This window comes from Stenotrophomonas sp. B1-1 (genome assembly GCF_010894375.1).
Lineage (GTDB): Bacteria > Pseudomonadota > Gammaproteobacteria > Xanthomonadales > Xanthomonadaceae > Stenotrophomonas.
The window spans coordinates 49,964-74,736 of the sequence record NZ_JAAIUZ010000013.1; the positions used below are offsets into that span (position 1 = coordinate 49,964).

General features: G+C 67.1%; 21 protein-coding genes. 9 read left to right on the top strand and 12 right to left on the bottom strand.

The window, feature by feature from the left end; all coding sequences use genetic code 11:
* Positions 1-35: 35 nt before the first annotated feature.
* The 4 genes from G4G00_RS11885 to G4G00_RS11900 all read left to right on the top strand — a co-directional run bounded on the left by G4G00_RS11885 (position 36) and on the right by G4G00_RS11900 (position 6,466).
* The gene (locus G4G00_RS11885) at positions 36-725 is read left to right on the top strand and encodes an ABC transporter ATP-binding protein (protein WP_004153799.1); all 690 of its coding nucleotides are present in this window, start codon (positions 36-38) and stop codon (positions 723-725) included.
* Between the two features lie 14 nt (positions 726-739).
* Positions 740-1,897, top strand: coding sequence for an ABC transporter permease (locus tag G4G00_RS11890; protein WP_108748177.1), 1,158 nt, complete (start codon positions 740-742; stop codon positions 1,895-1,897).
* A 12-nt stretch (positions 1,898-1,909) separates the two neighbouring features.
* Positions 1,910-3,226 (top strand): ABC transporter permease, encoded by a 1,317-nt coding sequence (locus tag G4G00_RS11895; protein WP_108751890.1) that lies wholly within the window; start codon positions 1,910-1,912, stop codon positions 3,224-3,226.
* A 414-nt stretch (positions 3,227-3,640) separates the two neighbouring features.
* Positions 3,641-6,466 (top strand): TonB-dependent receptor, encoded by a 2,826-nt coding sequence (locus G4G00_RS11900; RefSeq protein WP_108755157.1) that lies wholly within the window; start codon positions 3,641-3,643, stop codon positions 6,464-6,466.
* A 159-nt stretch (positions 6,467-6,625) separates the two neighbouring features.
* On the opposite strand, the gene rarD is transcribed toward G4G00_RS11900, so the two are convergent.
* Positions 6,626-7,552, bottom strand: a complete 927-nt coding sequence (rarD, locus tag G4G00_RS11905; protein WP_164273734.1) for an EamA family transporter RarD — start codon at positions 7,550-7,552, stop codon at positions 6,626-6,628.
* A gap of 23 nt (positions 7,553-7,575) precedes the next feature.
* Positions 7,576-8,481 carry a drug/metabolite exporter YedA gene (gene yedA / locus G4G00_RS11910; RefSeq protein ID WP_164273737.1) on the bottom strand — a complete coding sequence of 302 codons (906 nt, stop codon included), beginning with the start codon at positions 8,479-8,481 and terminating at the stop codon, positions 7,576-7,578.
* A gap of 245 nt (positions 8,482-8,726) precedes the next feature.
* Here yedA and G4G00_RS11915 point away from each other — a divergent pair, with 245 nt between their 5' ends.
* Both G4G00_RS11915 and G4G00_RS11920 read left to right on the top strand, forming a co-directional pair.
* Positions 8,727-10,061: an MFS transporter gene (locus G4G00_RS11915; RefSeq protein WP_108751886.1), complete on the top strand. Its 1,335-nt coding sequence runs from the start codon at positions 8,727-8,729 to the stop codon at positions 10,059-10,061.
* A 31-nt stretch (positions 10,062-10,092) separates the two neighbouring features.
* Positions 10,093-10,428, top strand: a complete 336-nt coding sequence (locus tag G4G00_RS11920; protein ID WP_234414707.1) for a hypothetical protein — start codon at positions 10,093-10,095, stop codon at positions 10,426-10,428.
* A gap of 269 nt (positions 10,429-10,697) precedes the next feature.
* Here G4G00_RS11920 and G4G00_RS11925 read toward each other — a convergent pair whose 3' ends face one another.
* From G4G00_RS11925 to G4G00_RS11940, 4 genes are all read right to left on the bottom strand, one after another.
* On the bottom strand, positions 10,698-12,350 hold the full coding sequence (locus G4G00_RS11925; RefSeq protein WP_164274141.1) for a M28 family metallopeptidase: 1,653 nt from the start codon (positions 12,348-12,350) through the stop codon (positions 10,698-10,700).
* Between the two features lie 78 nt (positions 12,351-12,428).
* Positions 12,429-13,361 (bottom strand): MBL fold metallo-hydrolase, encoded by a 933-nt coding sequence (locus tag G4G00_RS11930; protein ID WP_108751884.1) that lies wholly within the window; start codon positions 13,359-13,361, stop codon positions 12,429-12,431.
* Between the two features lie 183 nt (positions 13,362-13,544).
* Positions 13,545-13,841: a hypothetical protein gene (locus tag G4G00_RS11935; RefSeq protein WP_108755151.1), complete on the bottom strand. Its 297-nt coding sequence runs from the start codon at positions 13,839-13,841 to the stop codon at positions 13,545-13,547.
* A gap of 163 nt (positions 13,842-14,004) precedes the next feature.
* Complete coding sequence (locus G4G00_RS11940) at positions 14,005-15,297, bottom strand: tryptophan--tRNA ligase (protein ID WP_108751882.1); 1,293 nt, start codon at positions 15,295-15,297, stop codon at positions 14,005-14,007.
* Between the two features lie 108 nt (positions 15,298-15,405).
* Between G4G00_RS11940 and G4G00_RS11945 the strand changes: the two genes are divergently transcribed.
* On the top strand, positions 15,406-16,230 hold the full coding sequence (locus G4G00_RS11945; RefSeq protein WP_164273740.1) for a hypothetical protein: 825 nt from the start codon (positions 15,406-15,408) through the stop codon (positions 16,228-16,230).
* Between the two features lie 78 nt (positions 16,231-16,308).
* Here the strand turns inward: G4G00_RS11945 and G4G00_RS11950 are convergent, their stop codons facing one another.
* From G4G00_RS11950 to G4G00_RS11965, 4 genes are all read right to left on the bottom strand, one after another.
* Complete coding sequence (locus tag G4G00_RS11950) at positions 16,309-16,530, bottom strand: CsbD family protein (RefSeq protein ID WP_108748166.1); 222 nt, start codon at positions 16,528-16,530, stop codon at positions 16,309-16,311.
* A gap of 202 nt (positions 16,531-16,732) precedes the next feature.
* On the bottom strand, positions 16,733-16,870 hold the full coding sequence (locus G4G00_RS11955; RefSeq protein ID WP_108748165.1) for an entericidin A/B family lipoprotein: 138 nt from the start codon (positions 16,868-16,870) through the stop codon (positions 16,733-16,735).
* 167 nt (positions 16,871-17,037) lie between these two features.
* A complete protein-coding gene (gene rocF, locus G4G00_RS11960; RefSeq protein ID WP_164273743.1) occupies positions 17,038-17,958 on the bottom strand; it encodes an arginase in 921 nt (306 codons plus the stop codon).
* Between the two features lie 145 nt (positions 17,959-18,103).
* Positions 18,104-18,313: a hypothetical protein gene (locus G4G00_RS11965; RefSeq protein WP_164273746.1), complete on the bottom strand. Its 210-nt coding sequence runs from the start codon at positions 18,311-18,313 to the stop codon at positions 18,104-18,106.
* Positions 18,314-18,555: 242 nt separating this feature from the next.
* On the opposite strand from G4G00_RS11965, the gene G4G00_RS11970 reads away from it, so the two are divergent.
* Positions 18,556-18,960 carry a hypothetical protein gene (locus G4G00_RS11970; protein WP_164273749.1) on the top strand — a complete coding sequence of 135 codons (405 nt, stop codon included), beginning with the start codon at positions 18,556-18,558 and terminating at the stop codon, positions 18,958-18,960.
* Positions 18,961-18,966: 6 nt separating this feature from the next.
* On the opposite strand, the gene G4G00_RS11975 is transcribed toward G4G00_RS11970, so the two are convergent.
* Positions 18,967-20,610, bottom strand: coding sequence for a fatty acid--CoA ligase (locus tag G4G00_RS11975; protein WP_164273752.1), 1,644 nt, complete (start codon positions 20,608-20,610; stop codon positions 18,967-18,969).
* A 128-nt stretch (positions 20,611-20,738) separates the two neighbouring features.
* On the opposite strand from G4G00_RS11975, the gene G4G00_RS11980 reads away from it, so the two are divergent.
* Entirely contained in the window at positions 20,739-21,413 is a 675-nt protein-coding gene (locus G4G00_RS11980; RefSeq protein ID WP_108748159.1) for a response regulator transcription factor, read from the top strand.
* Positions 21,414-21,417: 4 nt separating this feature from the next.
* Here the strand turns inward: G4G00_RS11980 and G4G00_RS11985 are convergent, their stop codons facing one another.
* Complete coding sequence (locus G4G00_RS11985; RefSeq protein ID WP_164273754.1) at positions 21,418-24,753, bottom strand: PAS-domain containing protein; 3,336 nt, start codon at positions 24,751-24,753, stop codon at positions 21,418-21,420.
* Positions 24,754-24,773 lie beyond the last annotated feature (20 nt).

Sequence of the window (24,773 nt, forward strand, 5' to 3'; positions counted from 1 at the left end):
GCATTCCCGTTTCCCGCCTCTGTGGAGAATTCCCGATGTCGACCCTGGTTTCACTGCGCAACATCACCAAGACCTACCAACGCGGCCCGGAAAAGGTGCAGGTGCTGCACGGCATCGACCTGGACATCGCCCGCGGTGACTTCGTTGCCCTGATGGGCCCGTCCGGTTCGGGCAAGACCACCCTGCTGAACCTGATCGGCGGGCTGGACAACCCCAGCGGCGGCGAGATCAGCATCGAGGGCGAACGCATCGACCAGATGAGCGGCGGCCAGCTGTCCACCTGGCGCAGCCACCACGTCGGCTTCGTGTTCCAGTTCTACAACCTGATGCCGATGCTGACCGCGCAGAAGAACGTGGAACTGCCGCTGCTGCTGACCCACCTCAGCGCGGCCCAGCGCAAGCGCAATGCCGAAATCGCGCTGACCCTGGTCGGCCTGGCCGACCGCCGCAGCCATCGCCCCAACGAACTGTCCGGTGGCCAGCAGCAGCGCGTGGCGATCGCCCGCGCCATCGTTTCCGATCCCACCTTCCTGATCTGCGACGAACCCACCGGCGATCTGGACCGGCAGTCGGCCGAGGAGATCCTGGGCCTGCTGCAGCAGCTCAACCGCGAACACGGCAAGACCATCATCATGGTCACCCATGACCCGAAGGCCGCCGAGTACGCCACCCACACGGTGCACCTGGACAAGGGCGAGCTGGCCGACGCCCCGCTGGCCCACTGACGGAGGCTGCGGCGATGAAATACTTCTCCCTGGTGTGGGCGCAGCTTTTCCGCAGCCGTACCCGCACCCTGCTGACCCTGCTGTCGGTGGTGGCCGCGTTCCTGCTGTTCGGCATGCTCGATTCGGTGCGCGTGGCCTTCAATTCCGGTGGCAGCGTGGAAGGTGCCAACCGCCTGATCGTCGCCTCGCGCCTGTCCATCACCCAGTCGCTGCCGATCCGCCTGGAAACCCAGGTGCGGCAGGTGGCCGGCGTGCGCGACGTGGCCTATGGCATGTGGTTCGGCGGCATCTACCAGGACCCGAAGAACTTCTTCCCCAACTTCTCGGTGTCGCCCAACTACTTCGATGTGTACCGCGAACTGCAGATCGACCCGGCACAGCTGGAAGACTGGAAGCAGACGCGCACCGGCGCCATCGTGGGCGAAACGCTGGCCAATCAGTTCGGCTGGAAGATCGGCGACACCATTCCGCTGCAGGCCACCATCTTCCCGCGCGGCGGCAGCAACGACTGGCCGCTGGAACTGAAGGGTATCTACCGTTCCAAGGACCGCGCACAGGCCGGCAACGAAGAACGCCAGTTGATGATGAACTGGAAGTACTTCGATGAATCCAACGACTACATCAAGAACCAGGTGAGCTGGTACACGGTCACCCTGGACAACCCGGACCACGCCTCGCGTGTGGCCCAGGCCATCGATGCGATCTCGGCCAATTCCGACCACGAGACCAAGACCCAGACCGAATCGGCGTTCCAGCAAGCCTTCGTCAAGCAGTTTGCTGACATCGGCATGATCGTGACCTCGATCATGGGCGCGGTGTTCTTCACCCTGCTGCTGCTGACCGGCAACACCATGGCCCAGGCGGTGCGCGAACGCGTGCCAGAACTGGCCACGCTGAAGACCCTCGGCTTCAAGGACAGCACCGTGCTGGCGCTGGTAATGGTGGAATCGGTGCTGCTGATCGGCCTGGGCGGCCTGATCGGCATGGGCCTGGCCGCGCTGATCCTGCCAGCCATCGGCCCGAAGAGCATGGGCATGCTGCCGCCCCACGTCCCCACGCCCACCTGGCTGGTGGGGCTGGGCCTGATCGTGGTGATCGGCATCATCGTCGGCCTGCTGCCGGCGTTGCGCGCTAAGCGCCTGAAGATCGTCGACGCACTGGCCGGCCGCTGAGGAGGACACCCCATGAACAAGCTCAAGAAGTGGTTCGGCAACGCCTTCACCGTATTGCTGCTGGCGGTGGGCCTGGTGCTGTGGATCGGCCTGCCCTGGTTTGGCGTGCTTGCCGTGGCGCTGCTGGTGGCGCTGTGGCTGCTGCTGACCCGCGGTGGGCGGCTGGCACTGGCCGCCACCCGCATCGGCGTGGCCAGCCTGCCGCAGCGCTGGGGCGCGTCCTCGGTGATCGTGGTCGGCATTGCCGGCGTGGTCGGCGTGCTGGTGGCCATGCTGGCCATGGGCGAAGGCTTCCAGGCCACGCTCAGCAACACCGGCGATGACACCACCGCCATCGTGCTGCGCGGCGGTTCGCAGGCGGAAACCAACTCGGTCATCACCCGCGAACAGGTGCCCACTCTGTCCACCCTGCCCGGCGTGGCGCGCGATGGCGAAGGCCGCCCGCTGCTGTCGCCGGAACTGTCGCAGGTGGTGAACCTGGTTTCGCGCGCCGACGGCACCGACGTCAACGCACAGTTCCGCGGCGTTGGCCCGCAGGCCTGGGCCGTGCATGACAAGGTGAAGATCGTGCAGGGTCGCAAGTTCAGCGCCGGCCTGCGCGAGATCGTGGTCGGCCAGGGTGCGCAGGGCCAGTTCCGCGATATGGAAGTGGGCAAGACCCTCACCCTGGGCAACCAGAGCTGGACCGTGGTGGGTGTATTCGCCACCGGCGATGCGCACGATTCGGAACTGTGGACCGACGCCGATACCCTGGCCACCACCTACCAGCGCAGTGCCTGGCAGTCGATCAGCGTGCGGACCGAAGGCAAGCCCGGCTTCGAGCAGTTCAAGGCCGCCGTTGCCGCCGATCCGCGCCTGAAGCTGGACGTGGAAACCACCCGTGCGTACTACAGCAAGCAGGGCGGTGGCCTGACCAAGCTGATCGACATCCTTGGCAAGGTGATCGGCACCATCATGGCGGTGGGCGCGGTGTTCGGCGCGCTCAACACCATGTATGCGGCAGTGGCCACGCGTGCGCGCGAGATCGCCACCATGCGCGCGATCGGCTTCCGCAGCCTGCCGGTGGTGACCGCGGTAATGCTGGAAACCATGCTGCTGGCGCTGCTGGGCGGCCTGCTGGGCTGCGCCGTGGCGTGGCTGGTGTTCAATGGCTACAGCGTGTCCACGATCGGCAGCAACTTCAGCGCGGTGGTGTTCAAGTTCCATGTGTCGCCGGAACTGCTGTGGACCGGCTTGAAGTGGGCGCTGGGCATCGGCCTGGTCGGCGGCTTGTTCCCGGCGCTGCGTGCGGCGCGGTTGCCGATCACTACGGCGTTGCGCGAGACCTGATCAACGCACGGGTGTAGGTAGTGATGGACGTGAGCGGGCGAAGCGAAGGCTTCGCCCGTTTTTTTTGGCGCGCCATCCACGCATGGCGTGGATCCACCGGCCGTCATTGCGCGGGCGCCATGCAGTAGATCCACGCCATGCGTGCATGAACCACCGCACACCACGCGCATTACAGATCACTCAATACCTGCCGCTATCGATGCCTCTGCGCATGCAAAACAGCGCGCGCGTGATGCTGCGCACATCCAGCCTGTGGATTGTTGGTTGCGATTCATTTTCGCGCGCAGGTGACACGCCGGGACAAACAGTTACGAATGAAAACACTCTAGAATCGCGCCCCCCACGTTGGTTTGCAGCACCCTCCGCGCCCACAGAACGGGCGCATGTTTTTTTCTGAAACACGAGATTTCACGGATGTTCCTGAAGACCACCCCGCTGCGCAACGCGATCACCCTCGCGCTGGCCGCCAGCTGCACCACCCCCGCCTTCGCACAGGATGCAGGCGACAACACCACCAACCTCGACCGCATCGAGATCACCGGCTCGCGCATCCGCCAGGCCAGTGTCGAAACCGCCCAGCCGGTGGTTGCGCTGAACCGCGCCGAGATCGAGAAGAAGGGCTACGTCAACGTTGCCGACATCCTGCAGGACGTGACCGCTGCCGGTTCGCCGAGCATGAGCCGCGCCTCCTCGCTGACCTCCTCGCGCGACTTCGGCGGCATGTATGTCAGCCTGCGCAACCTGGGCCCGGAACGCAGCCTGGTGCTGATCGACGGCCGCCGCATGGGCGTCAGCGCCGGCGGTTATTCGGATCTGGCCTCCATTCCTTCGGCCATCGTCGAGCGCGTGGAAGTGCTGACCGACGGCGCTTCGGCGCTGTACGGCTCGGACGCCATCGCCGGTGTGGTCAACATCATCACCCGCAAGAACTTCGACGGTGGCGAAGCCAGCGTCTACGTCGGCCAGTACGGTGAAGGCGACGGCCAGAAGCGCTCCTACAGCGCTACCTTCGGCAAGACCTTCGACCGCGGCTGGTTCAGCGTGGGTGCCGAGCGCACCAAGGAAGACGAAGTGATGGGCGGCGCGCGCGAGTTCAGCCGCTACGTCAACGGCCCGCGCCACCCCAATGACGGCCTGAACGGCACCACGCCGTGGGGCAGCGTCACCGTGGGTGGCAAGGCACTGACCGTCGGCCCGGGCGGTGACCCGACCGATGCGGCGAACTTCCATACGCCGAACCCGGCCGATGGTGCCAACACCAAGACCAACATGAGCCTGCTGACCGGCCTGGAGCGCACCTCGGTGTTCGCCAACGGTGGCTTCTCGTTCACCGACAACCTGCGCCTGGTTGCCGATGCGATGTACAGCAAGCGCGAATCGACCAAGCACCTGGCCGGCTACCCGTACTCGGTCACCGCCGCGCAGTCGCGCAATGGCACCCGTGCCGCCCTGTCCAAGGACAGCGCGTTCAACCTGTGGGGCCAGGACGTGCTGTTCTCGCACCGCACCGAAGAGATGCTGCGCGGCACCGAAAACACCCTGGAAACCAAGCGCGGCAGCCTGGGCCTGGAAGGCAGCTTCGAAACCGGTTCGCGTTACTGGGACTGGAACGTCAGCTACACCTACAACCGCAATGAAGGCGAGCGCGTCGGCACCGGCAGCATGTACCAGCCGAACGTGAACCTGGCCGTGGGCCCGTCGTTCATCGAAAACGGCGTTGCCTACTGCGGCACCCGCGATGCGGTGATCGCCGGCTGCGTGCCGTGGAACCCGGCCGCGCCGATGGGCTACACCGGCCCGGGCTCGCTGAGCAACCAGGACGTGCAGGACTACCTGTTCGCCCGCTTCGTGGACAAGAGCCAGACCACCACCAAGGTGGCCAGCGCCAACATCTCCGGTTCGCTGTTCTCGCTGCCGGCCGGTGACATCATGGCCGCCATGGGCTTCGAGCACCGCACCGAAGAAGCGCGCTACACCCCGGACCTGATGGTGCAGAACGGCCAGATTGCCGGCACCAGCGGCCAGCCGACCCAGGGCGACTACTCGCTCAACGAGGTCTACCTGGAACTGCAGGTGCCGCTGCTGGCCGACATGGCCTTCGCCCGTGAACTGTCGCTGGACGTGGCCGGTCGCTATTCGGACTACAACAACTTCGGTTCCACCACCAACAGCAAGTTCGGCCTGAAGTGGAAGCCGATCGACAGCCTGCTGGTGCGCGCCACCTACGGCACCGGCTTCCGTGCGCCCACCGTTGACGACCTGTACGGCGGCACCGTCAGCAGCCGCGATTCGTTCACCGATCCGTGCGATACCTCCTTCGGCACCGCCGCCACCAGCGCCACCGTGGCGGCCCGCTGCAAGGCCCTGAACGTGCCGGCCAACTTCCGCCAGCTCAACAGCGATGGCAGCGTGGCCAGCAAGCCGGGCCAGCAGGCCACCACCGATTTCAATTCGGGTTCCAACCCGAACCTGAAGCCGGAAACCGCCAAGACCTGGACCGTCGGCCTGGTCTACAGCCCCGACTTCGTGCAGGGCCTGGACCTGAGCCTGGACTGGTGGAAGATCCGCATCGACAACGCCATCGTTGGCGAGTCGGCCACCAACATCCTGGAACAGTGCTACGTGCAGGGTTCGGACGCCGCGTGCGGCCGCTTCACCCGCGGCAGCAACGGCCAGGTCAATGCGCTGGACCGTTCGCTGGTCAACGCCGGCTACCGCGAAACCGCCGGCTATGACATCAGCGCGCGCTACCGCCTGCCGGAAACCGCGTTCGGCAAGTTCGCCGTCACCTGGAACACCACCTACACCGACTACCTGGAGCAGCGTAACGACAACGCCGCGACCACTCCGGTGGAACAGCTGACCAGCTGGGGCGGCAACTTCCGCGTGCGTTCGACCTTCAACCTGGACTGGCAGTACGGCAACCTGGGCATCGGTTGGACCGCGCGCTACTACTCCAGCATGAAGGAGAAGTGCTCCTACATGGACGAGTGCAACATGCCGGGCTTCAGCTCGGCCTACACCGATGCCTCGCCGACCAACAAGGTGGGTTCGAACACCTTCCACGACCTGCAGGTGCGTTACGCCCTGCCGTGGGACGGCACCGTGTCGCTGGGCCTGAACAACGTGTTCGACCACCAGGGTCCGATCATGTACAGCCAGCCGAACAGCAGCTTCGTCTACTACGGCGGCTTCGACATCGGTCGTTTCATGTACATGAAGTACCAGCAGCGCTTCTAAGCACTGCACCCGCGTTCCCGTTCCGGCCAACTCTCTCCTGGCCGGAGATGGAAGCAGAACGGCGCCCCTCGGGGCGCCGTTCTTTTTTCCGCGGTCCTGGGGTCGGATCCCTTCGCATGGCGAAGGGCTCTGACCCCATCGTCTTCGCAGGCCCTGGGGTCAGAGCCCTTCGCGTTGCGAAGGGATCCGACCCCGCGCTGCGCGCATCGCCCGCACGTTCTCGGCCACGAACAGCACCAGTCCGGCCCAGATCACCGCAAACCCAATCGCCTTGCCGGTATCGAATGCTTCATGGAAGAAGAACACGCCCAGCAGCAGCTGCAGGCTGGGCGCGATGTACTGCAGGATGCCGACCAGCGACAGCGGAATACGCTTCACCCCGTAGGCGAAGCCGATCAACGGCACGGCTGTCACCACCCCGCCGAACACCAGCAGCAGATCGTTGCGCCAGCCCCAGCCGTGGAAGAACGCGCCGCCGTGGCCGTTCTCGGCCCAGATCGCAAAGCCCAGCGCCGGCAGGAACAGGTACAGGCTTTCCACGCCCAGGCCGGCCACCGGATCGACCGACACCAGCTTGCGCAGCAGCCCGTACAGCCCGAACGAGCAGGCCAGGCCCAGCGCGATCCATGGCGGCGTGCCCGCATCGATGGTCAGCCAGGCCACGCCCACCGCAGCCATGCCCACCGCCACCCACTGCAGGCGGCGCAGCCGTTCCTTCAGCACCAGCACGCCCAGCAGCACGTTCACCAGCGGATTGATGAAGTAGCCCAGGCTGGTTTCGATCACATGGCCGGCGTTCACCGCCCAGATGTACAGGCCCCAGTTGAAGGCAATGGTCAGGCTGGATACGGCCAGGATCGGCAGCGCGCGCGGCTGCGCGGCGATCTTCTGCCACCAGCCCAGGCGTGCGCTCAGCAGCAGCCAGGCCACCACCAGCACGGTGGACCAGATGATGCGGTGGGCGATGATCTGGAACGAAGGCACCTCGTTGAGCAGGTGCCAGTACACCGGCACCAGCCCCCACAGCACGAAGGTGGAGGCGGTGACCAGCAGGCCGCGGCGTTGTTCTTTTTCGTCGATGCTCACTGCGTCATGCTCACTTCGTCAGTTCACTTGTTTCGGGTCCGGGCCATGGTCAGCACCACCACGCCCAGCAGGATGACCGCCATGGCCAGGAAATCGCGCCAGCCGAAGCGCTCGCCATTCAATGCCGCGCCCAGCAGCACCGCGATCACCGGGTTCACGTAGGCATAGCTGCCGGCCAGCGCCGGGCGCACGTTGTGCAGCAGCCAGACGTAGGCAGTGAAGGCCACGATGGAGCCGAACACGCACAGGTAGGCCATCGCCAGCAGGCCACCGGTATCGGGCAGGGTGGTTGGGCGTTCGCCCACGGCCAGGCCGATCAGCACCAGCAGCACGCCACCGCACAGCATCTGGCCGGCAGCGGTCATGAACGGGCCGGGCAGATCCAGCCCGCGCGCCCAGACCGAACCGAACGCCCAGCCGATCGGCGCGATCAGCAGCAGCACCAGCCCCGTCGGTGAAGCCGTCAGGCTGCTGCCCGCGTTCAGCCACACCACGCCGACGAAGCCCACCGCGATGCCCAGCCACTCGCCACGGCTGGCGTGCTGGCCGCGCAGCGCGGAAAACAGCGCCATCCACAGCGGCACCGAGGCCACCGCCGTGGCCGCCAGGCCCGACGACACCTCGCGTTCGGCCAACACCACCATGCCGTTGCCCAGCACCAGCATGGTCACACCCATGATGACCAGGTTGCGCCACTGCCGCAGGGTCGGCCGGGGCAGCTTCAAGAACACCCGCAGGGCCAGGTACATCAGCCCGCCGGCAATGATGAATCGGCTGCCAGAGACCATGGTGAGCGGCAGCGCGCCGCCGTGCAGGGCCTTGGCGATGCCCAGGTAGGTGGATCCCCAGACCACGTAGACCAGCAGCAGTGCCAACGCGACAAGGCCGCCCCGGGGGGCAGCCGCAGAAGAAACAGGGGGAGCCGACATGACGCACCAGAAAGCCGGGGGAAGCCGGATTCTAGTGGGTTCGGCTGCATCGCGTACGACGATCTAGCTATGGTCCCTCCCCCTCGCCGCTGTCATCCTGTGCGGTCCCATGCCCTGCCCCGCCTGTTCCGGCACCTGGCGTTGACATGGGATGCAGTACCCAGGAGGCTGACCGCCAGCGCCCCGCGCGCGGCTGGCACCGATCTTTCCCGCACGGAAGCGCCGCATCGAGGATCCCCAACCGGATGAGCACCACGTCCCATTCCGCTGTCCCCAGCACCGACGGCGCCGCGCTGCGCCGATCGATCTCCAATACCCTCAAAGGCTCCGCCGGCAATCTGGTGGAGTGGTATGACGTCTACGTGTACTCGGTGTTCGCCGTGTACTTCGAATCGCAGTTCTTCTCGCCCGAAGACAAGAACTCCACCATGTACGTGTGGGCGATCTTCGCCGCCACGTTCCTGATGCGCCCCATCGGTGCCTGGTTCTTCGGCCGCTTCGCCGACCGCCATGGCCGCCGCCTGGCGCTCACTGTGTCGGTCACGCTGATGGCCGTCTGCTCGTTCCTGATCGCCATTACCCCCACCGCGGCCAGCATCGGCATCTGGGCAGCGATCATCCTGCTGTTCGCGCGCCTGCTGCAGGGCTTCGCCACCGGTGGTGAGTACGGCGCCAGCGCCACCTACATGTCCGAGGCCGCCATTCCCGGCCGCCGCGGCTTCCTGTCCTCGTTCCACTACGTCACCCTGGTCGGTGGCCATGTGCTGGCCCAGCTCACCCTGTTCCTGATGCTGAACTTCTGGGGCAAGCCGGAAATCTCCGAGTTCGGCTGGCGCATCGCCTTCGGCATCGGCGGTATCGCTGCCGTAGTGGTGTTCTGGCTGCGCCGTGGCATGGACGAGACGATGGAAGAATCGTCGATCGAAGCCGCGCGCGAAGGCAAGGCGAAGAAGTCCGGTTCGATGTACGAACTGTTCGTGCACCAGTGGCGCCCGCTGCTGCTGTGCTTCCTGATCACCGCCGGCGGCACCATTGCCTTCTACACCTACTCGGTGAACGGCCCGAAGATGATCCAGAGCGCGTTCGCCGCCGACGACCCGATGACCGCCACCCTGGTCAACCTGGGCGTGCTGACGTTCCTGATGGTGCTGCAGCCGGTGGGCGGCTGGCTGTCGGACATCATCGGCCGCAAGAGCCTGCTGGTGTTCTTCGGCGTGGGCGGCGTGCTGTACAGCTGGTACCTGATCACCCAGCTGCCGCACCAGCATGATGCCACCCTCGCCTTCCTGACCCTGGCGCTGGGCTTCGTCATCCTCACCGGCTACACCTCAATCAACGCCGTGGTGAAGGCCGAACTGTTCCCCGCCCACATTCGTGCGCTGGGCGTGGGCCTGGGCTACGCACTGGCCAACTCGTTGTTCGGTGGCACCGCGCCGCTGCTGTACCAGGGCGCGCTGAAGACCGGCCACGTGGACTGGTTCGCCATCTACGTAACCGCCACGATCGCGGTATCGTTGGTGGTCTATGTGTTCTTCCTCACCAACAAGGGCCCGAACTGGCTCGACGGCACCCGCAAGTAACGCTGCGGTCCTGATGGCAGCCACCGGTGCAATGCCGGTGGCTGCGGTTTACCCGGCCACCCCACTGATGTGGGTGGCCTTGGGCACAGCCCTGGCCACGACGCTGGCCTGGCTGCTGCGACGCCCACCCGCGCAGGCCCAATGGCCGCGTATCGGTTTCGGCATCGCCCTGCTGCTGTTCTGCCTTGCCCTGCTGGTGGCGCTGGCCACCGTGCTGGGCGGCGATACCACGCCCATGAACCTGCAACTGCATCGCGGTGAGAACCCCGGCCGCCCGCTGGCGTCCGGTCCGCGGGCAGGTCTGTATGTAGCCGCCCTGCTCGCCAGTGCCTGGGGCGCATGGCGGCTGCTTCGTGGCCGGCGGTAACGGCGACGCGATTGATGTCGACTGGGTGATGGCGACTGGGTGACGGCGGCTGGGTAGAGTCGACTGGGTAGAGTCGACTGTTAGTCGACTGCCTTCCCGTCCGACGCATGAAACCCGCGCTTCGCGCGAAGTCGACTAACAGTCGACTCTACCGCAGGTGTCATGGCGCCGTTGCCATATCGCAGGCGTCATGGCGCCGTTGCCGTATCGCAGGCATCATGGCGGCGAGGTCATCCCCACGCCGCCACTGTCGATCCCGCGCTCCGCCATCAGCGGCGGGCGGCTTCACTCTTCTCGCGGGCGCCGCGGAATTCGGACGCTTCTTCCCAGGTCGGCCAGCGGCGGCTGTTGGCCAGTTCGGCGCCCAGGTCGTACACCAGCAGGGTATCGGCGGCATGGCCGGCCGGGTCCCAGCTGGGGCTCCAGGCATCGCAGGCCTGGTGGTAGCAGTCGGCGAAGTACTTCTCACGCAGCGCGCGGCCGGCTTCCACGCCGCCTTCCAGCTTGTCCAGGCCCGGGCCGATGGTGATGGCCGGCACGCCCAGGCGGGCGAAGGCAAAGTGGTCAGCGCGGTAGAAGAAGCCGGCTTCCAGATTGGGGTCCGGGCTGTAGCTGCGGCCGCGAGCCTTGGCGACGCGCTCCAGATCCCCTTCCAGCGACACGCGGCCCTTGCCCCACGAGGCAATATCGCGGGTGGCGCCATCGGGGCTGAACATTTCGATGTTCAGCACGGCGGCGGTCTTTTCCAGCGGTGCCAGCGGGTGCGCCGCGTAGTAGCTGGCGCCCAGCAGGCCCTTTTCTTCAGCGGTCAGGGCCACGAAGAACAGCGTGCGCTGCGGCTGCGGACCGGCGGCGAACACGCGGCCCAGCTCCAGCACCGTGGCCACGCCCGTGGCGTTGTCGATCGCACCGCGGCGGATGCGGTCTCCCTTGGCGTCGGGCTGGCCGATGCCGAAGGCGTCCCAGTGCGCCGAGAAGATCACGGCTTCATCGCCGTGCTCGCCACCGGGCAGCTTGGCCACCACGTTGCGGGTCACCACCTGCTCGCGCTTCAGTGCGAATTCCGCGCTGAGACGGGCATTGTCCAGCTGCACCGGGCGGAAGTCGGCCTGCATGGCCTTGCGCTTCTCGGCGTCGAAATCCAGGCCGGCGTCGGCGAAGATCGCCTCGGCCAGCGAGCGCTGCATCCAGCCGCGCAGCGGCGTGTGCTGGGCCATCGCCTCGGCGTTGCTGCGCTCGATATCGAACAGCGGCGAGGTGCCCGAGCTCTTCACCGTGGCCCAGCCGTAGGCGGCCGGGGCGGTCTCGTGCACGATCAGCACACCCTCGGCGCCACGGCGCGCGGCCTCTTCGAACTTGTAGGTCCAGCGGCCGTAGTAGGTCACCGCCTTGCCGTCGAACGCGCCCGGCGCATCGGCTTCGAAGTCGGCATCGTTGATCAGCACCACGGCGATCTTGCCGTGCAGATCCACATCCTTGTAATCGTTCCAGTGGCGTTCCGGCGCATCGATGCCGTAGCCGACGAACACCAGCGGTGCGTTCTTGATCTGCACGCGCTTGCGCGGCTGCAGGCTCTGCAGGGTCACGTCCTCACCGTTCACCAACGCGCGGCTGCCGCCCTTCAGGGCCAGGCTGGCCTTGGCCGCGCCATCCAGCTGCGCACGCACCAGCGGTACCGGCTGCACCCAGCTGCCATCGGCACCACCGGGCTGCAGGCCATAGCTGCGGAACTGTTCGATCAGGTACTGCACCGTGCGCTCTTCGCCTGCCGTGGCCGGGGCGCGGCCCTCGAACTCGTCCGAGGCCAGCACGCGCACGTGGCGCGACAGCGCCTGCGGATCGATGCCGCCACCGGGCAGATCATTGGCCGCATGGGCCAGGCCTCCGACGAACAGGCAGGACGACAGCAGCAACACGCGCATCGGATTCACGGCAATACCACGGCAGGAAGGGATGCCCTGCAGTGTAGCGTGACAGTGCGATGACGGCGCGCGTTGCGTTCAGCGACGCACGCGGTCCAGCCAGCAGGCCAGGCCCTGCGCGTTCAATTCGATATCCATGGCCAGCACCTCGGCCACCGCGGCCTGGTCAAGCGCGCAGCCATGCGCCTGCGCGCGTTCCAGGTACAGCGCCTGCAATGCCGCCAGCAGGCAGCGGTGGCGATCAGGCCGCCCATCGCATTGGCGGCCGATGGTGGCCATGGCATCGATCTGCTCGATCAGATCGGCCGCCAGCGCCGGCACCTGCTGCACCCGCCCGTAGTGGGTCAGGTACATCGCCTGCGGGTCGTACGCCAGCATGCGCTGGATCGACGCCTTCATGGCCTCGGGATCGAACTGCACCGGCGAAGACGTCGGGAAGATGAAGGCGCCCTTGGCGCTGTCCAGTTCGCGGTAGGAAATGCCGAAGGTATCGCCGGTGAACCAGCTGCGGCTGCGCGCATCCCACACACAGTAATGGTGCAGCGCATGGCCGGGGGTGTGCAGCAGCAACAGTTCGCGGCCGGCCAGATCGATGCGGTGGCCATCGTCGGCCACCACCACACGGTCTTCGGCAATGGGCTCGATGCGGCCGTAACTGCGCGCGATTTCCTCGGCGCCGTACACCGCGGTGGCGCCGGCGATCAGCCGGGTGGGGTCGATCATGTGCGGTGCGCCGCGCGGGTGCAGCACGGCACGGGCATTGGGCAACTGCTGCATCAGCAGGCCGGCGCCGCCAGCGTGGTCCAGGTGCACGTGGGTCAGCAGCAGCCAGTCCACCGCTTCCGGGCCCAGGCCGGCATCGGCCAACGCCTGCAGCATCGCCGGTACCGACAGGCCGGTACCGCAGTCGACGAAGGCGGCGCGACCGTTTTCCACGATCAGGTAGGCGGCATCGAACTGCGCCCGCTGGAAACCGGTATCGATGGTGTGGATGCTGGGGTCGGCGGTCATCGGCACGCACCTGGCAGGATCAGGAACAGACGCCCATGGTAGGCCGCCGCAGGGGGCGGGTTCGATGCGGCTTTGGTCGGAGGGGCACGGGGGCCGGGGGTAGAGTCGACTGTCAGTCGACTTCGCGCGAAGCGCGGATTTTTGGCGATGCCCGGCAGGAGAGCAGTCGACCAACAGTCGACGCTACCTTTGCAGGTACCTCGGCCGCAGCAGCAGTGCCAGCACCAGCACTGCCAGGAACGCGCCGTAGGCGTACAGCACGGCCAGCACCTGCGGCCAGATCGGGCCGGCACCGGCCTGCACCAGGCCGATATGGTGGCCCCACAGCATGGCCACGATGCTCAACAGGAAGGCCAGCACCAGGCTGGCGCTGTCGAACACGCGCCGCCGCAGGGTGCGCGGCTGGCGCGGGAAGAGCCAGTACAGGCTGCCCAGCAGCAGGAACCAGGGCAGGAACAGCAGCAGCGACAACCAGGCCATTGCAGACTCCCCCTATGTTTGCGTGTGGTACGTAGCGTTGAGCTTGCTCGACGGCCCTTCTGTAGAGTCGAGCCATGCTCGACTGGCGGATCAACAGCAGTCGAGCATGGCTCGACTCTACATCAGGGCGAAGTCGAGCAAGCTCGACGCTACAAGGGCCACGTTACTCGGCGCGCAGCGCCGCCAGTGCGGCGAGCACGGCCTCTACGTCGGCTTCCAGCTTGAACAGCTCGCTCTGCAGTGCGTCGCCCTGCTCGGCCTGCTTCAGCACGGCAATCAGCTGGCCGGCATCGCGCGGCGAATCAAAGCCTTCGCTCTGGATCAGCAGCGTGCCGTCGCCAGCGGTCAGCTTGAAGTAGAAGCGGCCGTCCTTCTCGCGGTACTGCTTGAACAGCGGCGGGGCCACGCGGGCCACGCCGGCGTCTTCGCTGGCGATGTCGCCGGCGCTGGACAGATCGCGCAGGCCCACGGCGTGGCGCAGTTCGTCCAGCAGCGGCATGGCCAGCTGTTCGCGCAGCTGCTGGCCACGGCGCTTCAGCAGCGCTTCGATCTTTTCCGGCTCGGCCATCAGCGCGTTGTAGCGCTCGCGCAGCGGCGACAGTTCGCTGTCGATACGCTCGAACAGCTGCTGCTTGGCATCGCCCCAGCTGATGCCCTCGGCGAAGGCCTGGGCAAACGCGGCGGTCTGCTCGGCGCTGGCGAAGGCCTGGTACATCTGGAACAGCGCCGAACCTTCGGTGTCCTTCGGTTCGCCCGGTGCGCGCGAATCGGTCAGGATCGAGAACACCAGCTTCTTCAGCTCTTCGCGCGGGGCGAACAGCGGAATGGTGTTGTGGTAGCTCTTGCTCATCTTGCGGCCGTCCAGCCCGGCCAGGGTGGCCACCTGCTCGTCGATCACCACCTCGGGCAGCGGGAAATACTCCTTGCCGTACACGTGGTTGAAGCGCTGGGCGAAATCGCGCGCCATTTCGATGTGCTGGATCTGGTCGCGGCCCACCGGCACCTGGTTGGCCTTGAAGATCAGGATGTCGGCGGCCATCAGCACCGGGTACATGAACAGACCGGCGCTCACGCCGGCATCTTCATCCACGCCTTCCTCGCGGTTCTTGTCCACCGCCGCCTTGTAGGCATGGGCACGGTTGAGGATGCCCTTGCTGGCGATGGCGGTCAGGAACCACATCAGTTCGGTGGTTTCTCGGATATCGCTCTGCCGGTAGAACCACACATGTTCCGGGTCCAGGCCGCAGGCCAGCCAGCTGGCGGCGATTTCCAGGGTCGCGCGCTGGGTGCGCTGCGGGTCCTGGGCCTTGATCAGGCTGTGCAGGTCGGCCAGGAAGAAGAAGCTTTCGATATCCGGCGCGCGGCTGGCGGCGATCGCCGGGCGGATGGCGCCAACGTAGTTGCCCAGGTGGGGCGTGCCAGAGGGGGTGATGCCGGTAAGGACTCGGGTCGTCATGACTGCGTGCGGAAACCTTCGATGAACGGGGCCAGTTTACCGCGTGCCGGGCCAACCCCGTCGGGGCCGGCCGTGCGTTTGTTCACTCGAGCCCACCGGAGACCTGCCATGAAGCGCCTGCTGCCCCTGCTGCTGATCCTGCCCCTGGCCGGCTTCCGGCCCGCCCCGCCGCCGTCGGCCCCCTACCCGCAACAACCGGTGCGGATGGTGCTGGTGGACCGCGACCGCGATACCGAACTGCGCAGCTATGCCGCCGACGGCCAGCAGTGGGTGGCCGGGGAACGCGGCCACCGCTACGCCGTGCGCCTGTACAACGACAGCCCCCGGCGGGTGCTGGTGGTGCTGTCGGTGGACGGCATCAATGCCATTTCCGGCGAAGATGCCGATCCGTCGCAGACCGGCTACGTGCTCGACCCGGGCCAGAGCGCGGACATCACCGGCTGGCGCAAGAGCCAGGACGAAGTGGCCCAGTTCGTCTTCAGCAGCCCCGGCGGCAGCTATGCCAGCCGCACCGGGCGGCCGGACAACATCGGCGTGGTCGGCATGGCGGTGTTCAACGAGGCCTACCGCTGGCGCCCCACCCCGCGTCCGCCGCTGCGCCATCTGCCGCCGCCGGCACCGGCCGCGCCGGCCCCCGCCGCCGAATCCGCCGCGGCCGACGCCAGTGCCAGCCGCATGGAAAGCAGCAGCGCCAGCAAGGCGCGCAGCCAGGCCCCGGCGCTGGGCACCGGCCATGGCGAGCGCGAGTACTCGCAGGTGCGCGATACCCAGTTCGAGCGCGCCAGCCGCACGCCCACCCAGGTGGTGCAGCTGCGCTACGACAGCGCCCGCAACCTGCGCGCACGTGGCATCCGCCTGGATGCACCGTCACGCCTGGTGCAGGAACCGCAGGCCTTCGCCAACCGCTACGTGCCCGATCCGCCGGCGCGCTGAGCGCACACAGCACGACGCCCGCACCATTTCGGCGCGGGCGTCGGGCTGTGGGGACGCTCAGGTGCCTGAGCGCGGGACTTACCTGAAGTCCGGATAATCCTTGCGCACGCTGTCCGAGAACTCGCTGACTTCCTTCTCGGCACGGTCCTTCGCCCAGCCGTAGCGTTCCTGCAGACGGCCAGCCAGATACTCCGCGTTGCCTTCTGCCACATCGAAATCATCGTTGGTCAGATCGCCCCACTTGGCCTGGGCCTTGCCCTTCAGCTGCGACCACTTGCCGGAAATGATGTCTTTGTTCATTGCTGGAATCCTTGGTTGCAACGGCGTTCTTACCGTAGCTCCAGCTTCGCGCACTGCCTGTTGAACAGCGGTCAACCCGCCATGAAAACCCTGCTCACCTGCTTGAATGGTTCACTACCCAGCGCGTTGCACCGCGCCTGCACGCGCGCACGAAAAAGGCCGGGAAATGCCCGGCCTTTCCGTGTGTCGCACCACCGCAGGCTCAGTTGCCCTTGGCGGCATCCTCGACCTTTTCGCCAGCCTTCTGCACATCCTTGCCGGCACCGGCAACGGTATTGCAGCCGGACAGCATGGCCACCGAGAACATCGACAACAGCATCAGGGCAACTACACGCTTCATGAGCTTCTCCTTGGGTTGGCCGCTACACCGCGCACATCGCGGGTCGGATTCTGTCGGTTGGCGGCGGTACCCGAAGGCACCGCCGTCGCTTGACGTGCAATCTGGCGGCAACGGCGTGGAGCGAGTGTGAACGGCGCTGCAGGCCATTCAGACTGCGGCAGGCAGGCTCAGTCGCGCATCAGGGTGGATTTGCCGAACAGGCTCTCTACCAGGTCCACGGCCAGCTCGGCGGTGGAGTTGTGGTTGTCCAGCAGCGGGTTCAGTTCCACGATGTCCAGCGAGCCCATGCGACCGCTGTCGGCAATCATTTCCATCACCAGCTGCGCCTCGCGGTAGTTCACCCCGCCCGGCACGGTGGTGCCCACGCCGGGGGCGATGCTGGGGTCCAGGAAGTCCACGTCGAAGCTGACATGCAGGTGGGTGTTCTCATCCACACCGGCCAGCGCGGCTTCCACCGTGCGCTTCATGCCGTTCTCATCGATGTAGCGCATGTCGTACACATCAACCCGGTGGGTCTTGATCAGGCGCTTCTCGTCCGGGTCCACCGAACGGATGCCGATCTGGTGCACCTGGGTGGGGGCGATGGCCGGGGCGCTACCGCCCAGCCGGGTCAGTTCGTCCGGGCCCAGGCCGCACAGGCAGGCCACCGGCATGCCGTGGATGTTGCCCGACGGGGTGACATCGCTGGTGTTGAAATCCGAATGCGCATCCAGCCACAGCACGCGCAGGGTCTTGCCCTGCTCACGGCACCAGCGCGCCACGGCGGTGATCGAACCGATGCCCAGGCAATGGTCGCCGCCCAGCATGATCGGCATGCGCCCGGCCTGCAGTTCGGCGTAGCTGGCCTCCATCAGCGCGCGGTTCCAGGCCACCACTTCATCCAGATGGCGGTAGCCGGCCACCGGTGCCGTCCACGGGTTGCGCGGGCCGTCCAGGTTGCCCAGGTCGCGCACGTCCACGCCACGCGCGGCCAGCGCCTCGGGCAGGCCGGCCACGCGCAGGGCTTCCGGCCCCAGCCGCGCCCCGCGATGGCCCGCGCCCACATCGGTGGGTACGCCGATCAGGGTGACGGAAATGGGATGGGCCATGGGTGCCTCCTGCGAACGAAAAAGAGGCACAGTCTAGCCAGAGGCGTGTGACACCACTCGCGGCGGTGCAGCAGGGGCGCGGCCGGTGCAGCACGCGGTGGACAGCATCATGTGGACGTGGTGGGATGCAGGAGCACCCACGCGGTTAAGCGACCTTTGCAGGGCGACGCGCACCTGGCCGATGACGCACGTCGCGATGCTGCGCATGTTGCGCGTCCGTGCGCACCGCGCGTTCTGTCGTTTTTGCCTTGAAATCAGCGCTTTTAGCCAAAAACGACAATTCAACTTTCCGATCAGAAAGCGCGAATGCATCGCGAGAATCAATTGGCGCAGCCTCTTCCCGCGTGCCAATCATGAATCGCCACCGACAACGGGTGGCCGGGTTTCCAACCCCGAAGATCTTGATGTTGTTTACGCTTGCCAGCCGGCGTCGTCGTTCCGTGCGCGACGCCGGCTGGCAATCCGTCCGCGTCCATATGGCGGGCGGTGCGTGGGGGCCTCGTGCCCACCGGCTTCGTCAAGATCACCGGGATTGGAACCACGCATCGCCCGCCACCCGCAGCCGGTGGCGCTCTGCCCCGCTTCGAGGATGCCCGCATGACCCGACCGCCGCACCCCTTTCTGACCGCCACCCTGGGCGACGCTGCCGCGCAGCTGCCGCCGGAACTGGCACGCCCGCTGGAAGCGGCCTTCGCCGCCGCCAACGAAGTGCCCGATCCGCTCACCCTGCCCGCCTGCCTGCAGCGCCTGCGCGCCGGGGAAGCGGCCGATGGCCAACCGTGGCGGCGGCCGGTCAGTTCACCGGCGCAGGGCCAGGCGCTGGCCCGCGCCGACCGCGCCAACGCCGGCCTGGGTACGCTGCTGGAACTGCTGCACGCCGCCGAACGCGTGCGCGTGGATGGGGCCGCCAGGGACGATATCGGCGACGCCACGCGCGAAGGCCTGCTGCTGGCCTGCCGCGGGCTGGCCGAATACGTGGGGCAGCAGCTGCAGGCGGCCTGAGCCGGATCACGCCGGCGGTGCGACCCCCTGCGGATCGTGCAGGCTGCGCAGCTTCTTCTTGTTGATCTTGCCCACGCTGGTGCGTTCCAGCGCATCGACGAAGCGCACCCGCTGCGGAATGGCGTAGCGGGAAATATCGCCGGTGCGGCTGCGTGCCGCCACCAGTTCGATGATCTCCGCTTCGCTCACTTCGCTGCCGGCCTGCCGCACCACCAGCGGCAGCGGCCGTTCGCCCCACTTGTCATCGGCAATGCCGATGACCGCCACCTCGCTCACCGCCGGGTGCAGCGCAATGATGTCTTCCAGTGCCAGCGACGAGATCCATTCACCGCCGGTCTTGATCACATCCTTGATGCGGTCGGTCACCCGCAGGTAGCCGCCGCTGTCGATGTTGCCGATGTCGCCGGTATGCAGGTAGCCGCCTTCCCACAGCGCCGCCGATGCGTCGGGATTGTGCAGGTAGCCCGGGGTCAGCCAGGGCGCGCGCACCACCACTTCGCCAGTGGCACTGCCGTCGTGGGCGACGTCCTGCATCTGCGCATCGACGATGCGCAGTTCGACCAGCGGCACCGGAATGCCGGCCTTGGTGCGCAGTGACAGTTCCTGTTCCGCATCGGCCACTGCGTCGGGGTCGATCTGCGCCAGGGTCAGCAGCGGGCACGTTTCAGACATGCCATAGCCGCCGAAGACATCGATGCCGCGCGCCAGCGCCTGCTGGGCCAGCGCACGCGGCAGCGCCGCACCGCCGATGATCACCTTCCAGCCGCGCAGATCGACCTGTGCCGCATCCGGGTGCTCCAAGAGCATGTGCAGGATGGTGGGCACGCAATGCGAGAACGTCACCTGTTCGCGGGCGATCAGCTGCAGCAGCCGTGCCGGCAGGTAGCGCCCCGGGTAGACCTGCTTGATGCCCATCAAGGTGGCCACATAGGGCACGCCCCAGGCGTGCACATGGAACATGGGCGTGATCGGCATGTAGACATCGTCGCGATGCAGGCGGCCCTGGCTGGCAGCACTGCCCAGCGCGGCCATGGCCGCCAGCGAATGCAGCACCAGTTGCCGGTGGCTGAAGCACACCCCCTTGGGCAGGCCGGTGGTGCCGGTGGTGTAGAACACGGTGGCGCGCGTGTTCTCGTCGAAATCGGGGAAGCGGGTAACCGGTGTGGCCGCGTGCAGGCCGGCCTCGTATTCGCAGGCGAAGCCCGGCGGAAGCGGGCCGTCCTCATCGTCCAGCAGGATGCGGGTCTGCAGGTCGGGCAGCTGCTCGTGCAGCGCGTCCAGCACCGGCAGGAAATCGCGGTTGGCCAGGATCACCCGAGCGCCGCTGTGGTTCAGCGTGTACGCAATCTGTTCCGGTGCCAGGCGGATGTTAACCATCATCAGCACCGCACCCAGCATCGGCACGGCGAAGTAGCTTTCCAGGTAGCGGTTGCTGTCCCAGTCCATCACCGCCACGGTATCGCCCTGCTTCACCCCCAGCGACGCCAGCAGGCCGGCCAGTTGCCCGATGCGCGCCTGCAGGGTGCGGTAGTCGAAGCGCACGCGGTCGCCGTAGACGATTTCCTGCTGCGGCCGCGTCGCTAGAGGCGTATGCAGCAGCTGCTTGATCAGCAGCGGGTAGGCCGGCGCGGCGGCGTGTTCCGTTGGCATGGTGCGCTCCTTGTGGGCCGCATCAGGGCGGCCGGGTTCATCGGCCACACTAGCGATCCACGCAGGCCACGCCAGCGTACCTAGGTACCTGTGCCCGGCCGCAGCGGTTTTGCTAACCTCGCCAGAACATGCCCAGCCTGCTGATCGCCGACGACCACCCCTTGTTCCGCGCCGCCCTGCACCGCGCGGCCGAGGACGCCGTGGCCGACCTGCAGATCAGCGAAGCCGATTCACTGGAAACGGTGCTGGAAGCGCTGGAAAGCCAGCCGATCGACCTGATGTTGCTGGACCTGCACATGCCGGGCAACCACGGCCTGGCCGGGCTGGCCACCATCCGCGCGTTGCAGCCGGGGCTGGCGATCATCATCGTGTCGGCCAACGAAGAACCGCACGTGATCCGCCGCGCGATCGATCTGGGCGCGGCCGGCTACCTGCCCAAGAGTTCCGGCTTGAACGACCTGCAGCACGCGCTGCAGACCGTACTGGAAGGCGAGCGCTGGATTCCGGCATTGCTGCGCGAAGCGGTGGCGCGGGTCACGCCCTTCAACAAGGACGCCGACCTGGCCGCGCGCCTGTCCAGCCTGTCGGCGCACCAGTACAAGGTACTGAGCCTGGTGGCCGAGGGCCTGTTGAACAAGCAGATTGCCGACCGCCTGGGCGTGCAGCTGCGCACGGTGAAAGCGCACATGACGCGCATCATGGAACGGCTGGGCGTGCGCAACCGCGCGCAGGCGATCCGCGTGCTGCACGAAATGGGCCTGACCGATCCCGCACGGCAGATTGAAGACACCCAGGACGCCTGAGGCCTCAGTCCGCCACGGTGGTGGGCGTGGCCAGCAGGTGGTTGATCGCCCAGCGCAGGGCCAGCGGCTTGAAGGGTTTGTTGAGCAGTGACAGCCCCACCGCACGCACGGCCTCGCGCACCTCGCTGCCGGTATCGGCGCTGAGCACCACGGTCGGCCGCGGACCATGCGCGGCCACCAGCCGCTGCCACAGCGCCACGCCGGTATCGCCCGCGTCCAGGTGGTAGTCGAACAACCACAGCGCGGCATCGGCCGCGGCGTTGCCCACGGCGCCCGCATCGGCAACGGCCACCACATCGCAGCCCCAGGCCAGCAGCATCTGCTGCATGGCGTACAGCGCGTCCGGATCGTTGTCGACCACCAGCACACGGGTGCCCTTGATGGCACTGCTGCCGCCGCTCGCGGCCTGCGGGCGCTGGACCACCGGCGGTGTGGCGCGCGCCACGCTGATGGAGAACGCCGAACCGTGGTCGAGCACGCTGTGCAACTGCAACGGTGCATGCAGCAGGTGGGCAATACGGTGGGCGATGGTCAGCCCCAGACCCAGGCCCTGGCCATTGCTGCGGTCGCCGCGGTGGAATTCCTCGAACACGATGGACTGCTGTTCCGGCGCGATGCCGGGGCCGCTGTCATGCACCCCGATAAGCAGCGCCGGGCCGCGACGGCGCACGCCCAGCAACACCCCGCCCTGGCGGGTGTAGCGGATCGCATTGGCCAGGAAGTTCTGCAGCACCCGTCGCAGCAGCAGCGGATCGCTGTGGACCCAGGCCGCCGTGCGCACGTAACGGAACTGCAGGCCACGCGCGGCGGCCAGCACGGCGAATTCCTGCGCAAGCGGGTCCAGCACGGTGGCCAGCGCGAACGGGCGCGGGTCGGGTACCAGCCCACCGGCTTCCAAGCGCGAGATGTCCAACAGGCCCGACAGCAGATCGTCGGTGGAATCGAGCGCCCCGCGGATCTGGCGCAGGAAGCTGCCGAGGAATTCCGAATCGATGTGCTGGGACATGGCGTCGGCCAGCAGCTGGGCCGCGTGCAACGGTTGGATCAGGTCGTGGCCCACCGCGGTCAGGAAACGCGTCTTGGCCACGTTGGCCCGTTCGGCCTCGTGCACCGCCTGTTCCAGCCGCGCGGTGCGGTCCTGCACCCGCCGTTCCAGCGTTTCATTGCTGCGCTTGAGTGCATCCTCGGCGCGGCGGAAGGCGGTGACGTCGGTGAAGGTGGCCACGTAACCACCGCCGGGCATCGGGTTGCCACGGATTTCAACGATGGTGTTGTCCGGGAAGATGCGCTCGGACAGATGTGGGGTGCCGCGCCGCATGTGGGCCACGCGGCGCTGCAGCGCGTGGTCGGGGCTGTCACCGGCCCGCTGGCCGATCTGCAGCTGGTCCAGCGCCCACGCGGTCAGGTCCACCACCGGCCGGCCCACCTGCAGCAGTTCCGGCGGGAAGCGGAACAGCGCGGCATAGCGGCTGTTCCAGGCCACCAACTGCAACTGCGCATCGACCACGCTGATGCCCTGGCTCATGTTTTCCAGCGCGGCCTCCAGCAGGCGCTGGTTGAAGCGCAGCGCTTGGGTCGCCTCGCCCACCGCACGGGTGACCGCATCCAGCGGCGCCGCGCCGCCATCGCGCGCGGCTTCCACCAGCAGGCGCGCCATGCCGGCGCCGACCACGGCGGTCAGTTCGCGTTCGATGGCGGTCACACGCTCGCCTTCCAGCATCTGCCCGGCATGCCCTTCCATCAGTTGCCGTGCGCGTTCCTGGCCCAGGAAGCGCCCGGCGGTGCGGCGCATCGTGGCCGCAGCCACCGCATTGCGCTGGCGCGGCAGCGACGGGCGCACCGCCCGCGCTACCAGCACGATCGCCACCAGGTTCGCGGCCAGGCTGGCGCACATGCTGATGGCGATGTGCCCCGGTTGCAGCCGCACCGACAGCAGGGCCAGCCAGTGCAGGCCATCACCGCTGGCACCCGGCTGCGGCGCCGGCACCACCATCGGCAGCAGCACCAGCCACAGCCACACCAGCGAGCCCACCACGATGCCGGCCATGATGGCCGGCGCCGGCGTGCGCGGGCGGTACACCGCCAGCAGGACCGCCGGTGCCAGCTGCGAGAGTGCGGTGAAGGACATCAGGCCGAAATCGCTGAGCGCTTCGGTATCGCTCATCGCGCGGCTGTACAGCCAGGACATCAGGAACACCGCGACGATGCCGGCGCGGCGCAGGGCCAGCACGCGCGGGCGCAGATCGACACCGGCGTCGCCGCCCTGCATGCCGCCCAGCAGGCGCGAGCCCACACCGTGGTTGCCCAGCATGATCGACAGGGTCAGGCCGGACAGGATCATCATGCCGGTGGCCGCGCTCAGGCTGCCCAGATAGGCCACCAGGGCCAGCAGATGGTGGCCACCGGCCAGCGGCAGGCCCAGCACGTACAAATCTGGCGATACCGACGGCGGCAACTGCGCCGCGCCATACAGCGCCATCGGCACCGACGGCAGGCCGATCAGCAGCAGATACAGCGGGAACAGCCAGCGCGCCGTCTTCAGGTCGGACGACTGGCGCAACTCGACCACGCCCACGTGGAACTGGTGCGGCAGGGTGAACGCGGCCAGCGCGCCCAGCAGCACCATGGTCAAAAAATCGGGGATGACCGCCGGCGGCGGCAGGGTGACCATCTTCTGCAGCAGCGGCGTGCCGGACTGCTGCACCGACAGCGCGGCATACAGGCCGATGGCCAGCAGCGCCACCAGCTTCAGCACCGATTCCAGCCCCAGCGCCACCACGATACCGCGGTTGTGTTCGGTGGCCGATGCCTTGCGCGCGCCGAACAGCAGGGTGAACGCGGCCATGGTCAGGGCGAACCAGAACGACATGTCCAGCCGCCAGCCATTGGCGGCGAAGTGATCACCCAGCAAGGCACCCAGGCCCTGGCTGACCGCTTTGAGCTGCAGCGCGATGTAGGGAATGATGCCGAACAGCGCCACCACGGTGATGGTGATGGCGAGGCCCTGGTCGCTGCGCAGGCGCGCCACCACCAGGTCGGCCAGGGTGGCACTGTTGTGCTGCTTGGCCAACCGCCCCAGCCGCAGCAGGAACGGCAGGCCGAAGGCAAAGATCAGCGCCATGCCGATCAGCGTGGGCGGCACCGGGAAGCCCCACTGCACACCCTGCGATGCCGCGCCGTAATAGGTCCACGCGGTGCAGTGCACCGCCAGTGACAGGGCGTAGATGATCGGCCATGCACGCGCCAGGCGGTGCCCCTTGCGTTCGCCCCACAGCGCAACGCCGAACAGCAGCACAGTCCACGCGATGCAGGCCAACAGGACGATCGAGGGCGTCAACATCGCTCCAGTGTAGAGAGAAC

Excerpts from the sequence above, each read along its gene's own strand:
- G4G00_RS11920 (WP_234414707.1), top strand. The coding sequence starts at position 10,093 with ATGCCGGTGGCTGCGGTTTACCCGGCCACCCCACTGATGTGGGTGGCC.
- G4G00_RS11980 (WP_108748159.1), top strand. The coding sequence starts at position 20,739 with ATGCCCAGCCTGCTGATCGCCGACGACCACCCCTTGTTCCGCGCCGCC.
- G4G00_RS11970 (WP_164273749.1), top strand. The coding sequence starts at position 18,556 with ATGACCCGACCGCCGCACCCCTTTCTGACCGCCACCCTGGGCGACGCT.
- G4G00_RS11975 (WP_164273752.1), bottom strand. The coding sequence starts at position 20,610 with ATGCCAACGGAACACGCCGCCGCGCCGGCCTACCCGCTGCTGATCAAG.
- G4G00_RS11915 (WP_108751886.1), top strand. The coding sequence starts at position 8,727 with ATGAGCACCACGTCCCATTCCGCTGTCCCCAGCACCGACGGCGCCGCG.
- G4G00_RS11895 (WP_108751890.1), top strand. The coding sequence starts at position 1,910 with ATGAACAAGCTCAAGAAGTGGTTCGGCAACGCCTTCACCGTATTGCTG.
- G4G00_RS11900 (WP_108755157.1), top strand. The coding sequence starts at position 3,641 with ATGTTCCTGAAGACCACCCCGCTGCGCAACGCGATCACCCTCGCGCTG.
- G4G00_RS11965 (WP_164273746.1), bottom strand. The coding sequence starts at position 18,313 with ATGATTGGCACGCGGGAAGAGGCTGCGCCAATTGATTCTCGCGATGCA.
- G4G00_RS11925 (WP_164274141.1), bottom strand. The coding sequence starts at position 12,350 with ATGCGCGTGTTGCTGCTGTCGTCCTGCCTGTTCGTCGGAGGCCTGGCC.
- G4G00_RS11885 (WP_004153799.1), top strand. The coding sequence starts at position 36 with ATGTCGACCCTGGTTTCACTGCGCAACATCACCAAGACCTACCAACGC.
- yedA (WP_164273737.1), bottom strand. The coding sequence starts at position 8,481 with ATGTCGGCTCCCCCTGTTTCTTCTGCGGCTGCCCCCCGGGGCGGCCTT.
- G4G00_RS11930 (WP_108751884.1), bottom strand. The coding sequence starts at position 13,361 with ATGACCGCCGACCCCAGCATCCACACCATCGATACCGGTTTCCAGCGG.
- G4G00_RS11950 (WP_108748166.1), bottom strand. The coding sequence starts at position 16,530 with ATGAACAAAGACATCATTTCCGGCAAGTGGTCGCAGCTGAAGGGCAAG.
- G4G00_RS11940 (WP_108751882.1), bottom strand. The coding sequence starts at position 15,297 with ATGACGACCCGAGTCCTTACCGGCATCACCCCCTCTGGCACGCCCCAC.
- G4G00_RS11955 (WP_108748165.1), bottom strand. The coding sequence starts at position 16,870 with ATGAAGCGTGTAGTTGCCCTGATGCTGTTGTCGATGTTCTCGGTGGCC.
- G4G00_RS11890 (WP_108748177.1), top strand. The coding sequence starts at position 740 with ATGAAATACTTCTCCCTGGTGTGGGCGCAGCTTTTCCGCAGCCGTACC.
- G4G00_RS11945 (WP_164273740.1), top strand. The coding sequence starts at position 15,406 with ATGAAGCGCCTGCTGCCCCTGCTGCTGATCCTGCCCCTGGCCGGCTTC.
- G4G00_RS11935 (WP_108755151.1), bottom strand. The coding sequence starts at position 13,841 with ATGGCCTGGTTGTCGCTGCTGCTGTTCCTGCCCTGGTTCCTGCTGCTG.
- rocF (WP_164273743.1), bottom strand. The coding sequence starts at position 17,958 with ATGGCCCATCCCATTTCCGTCACCCTGATCGGCGTACCCACCGATGTG.
- G4G00_RS11985 (WP_164273754.1), bottom strand. The coding sequence starts at position 24,753 with ATGTTGACGCCCTCGATCGTCCTGTTGGCCTGCATCGCGTGGACTGTG.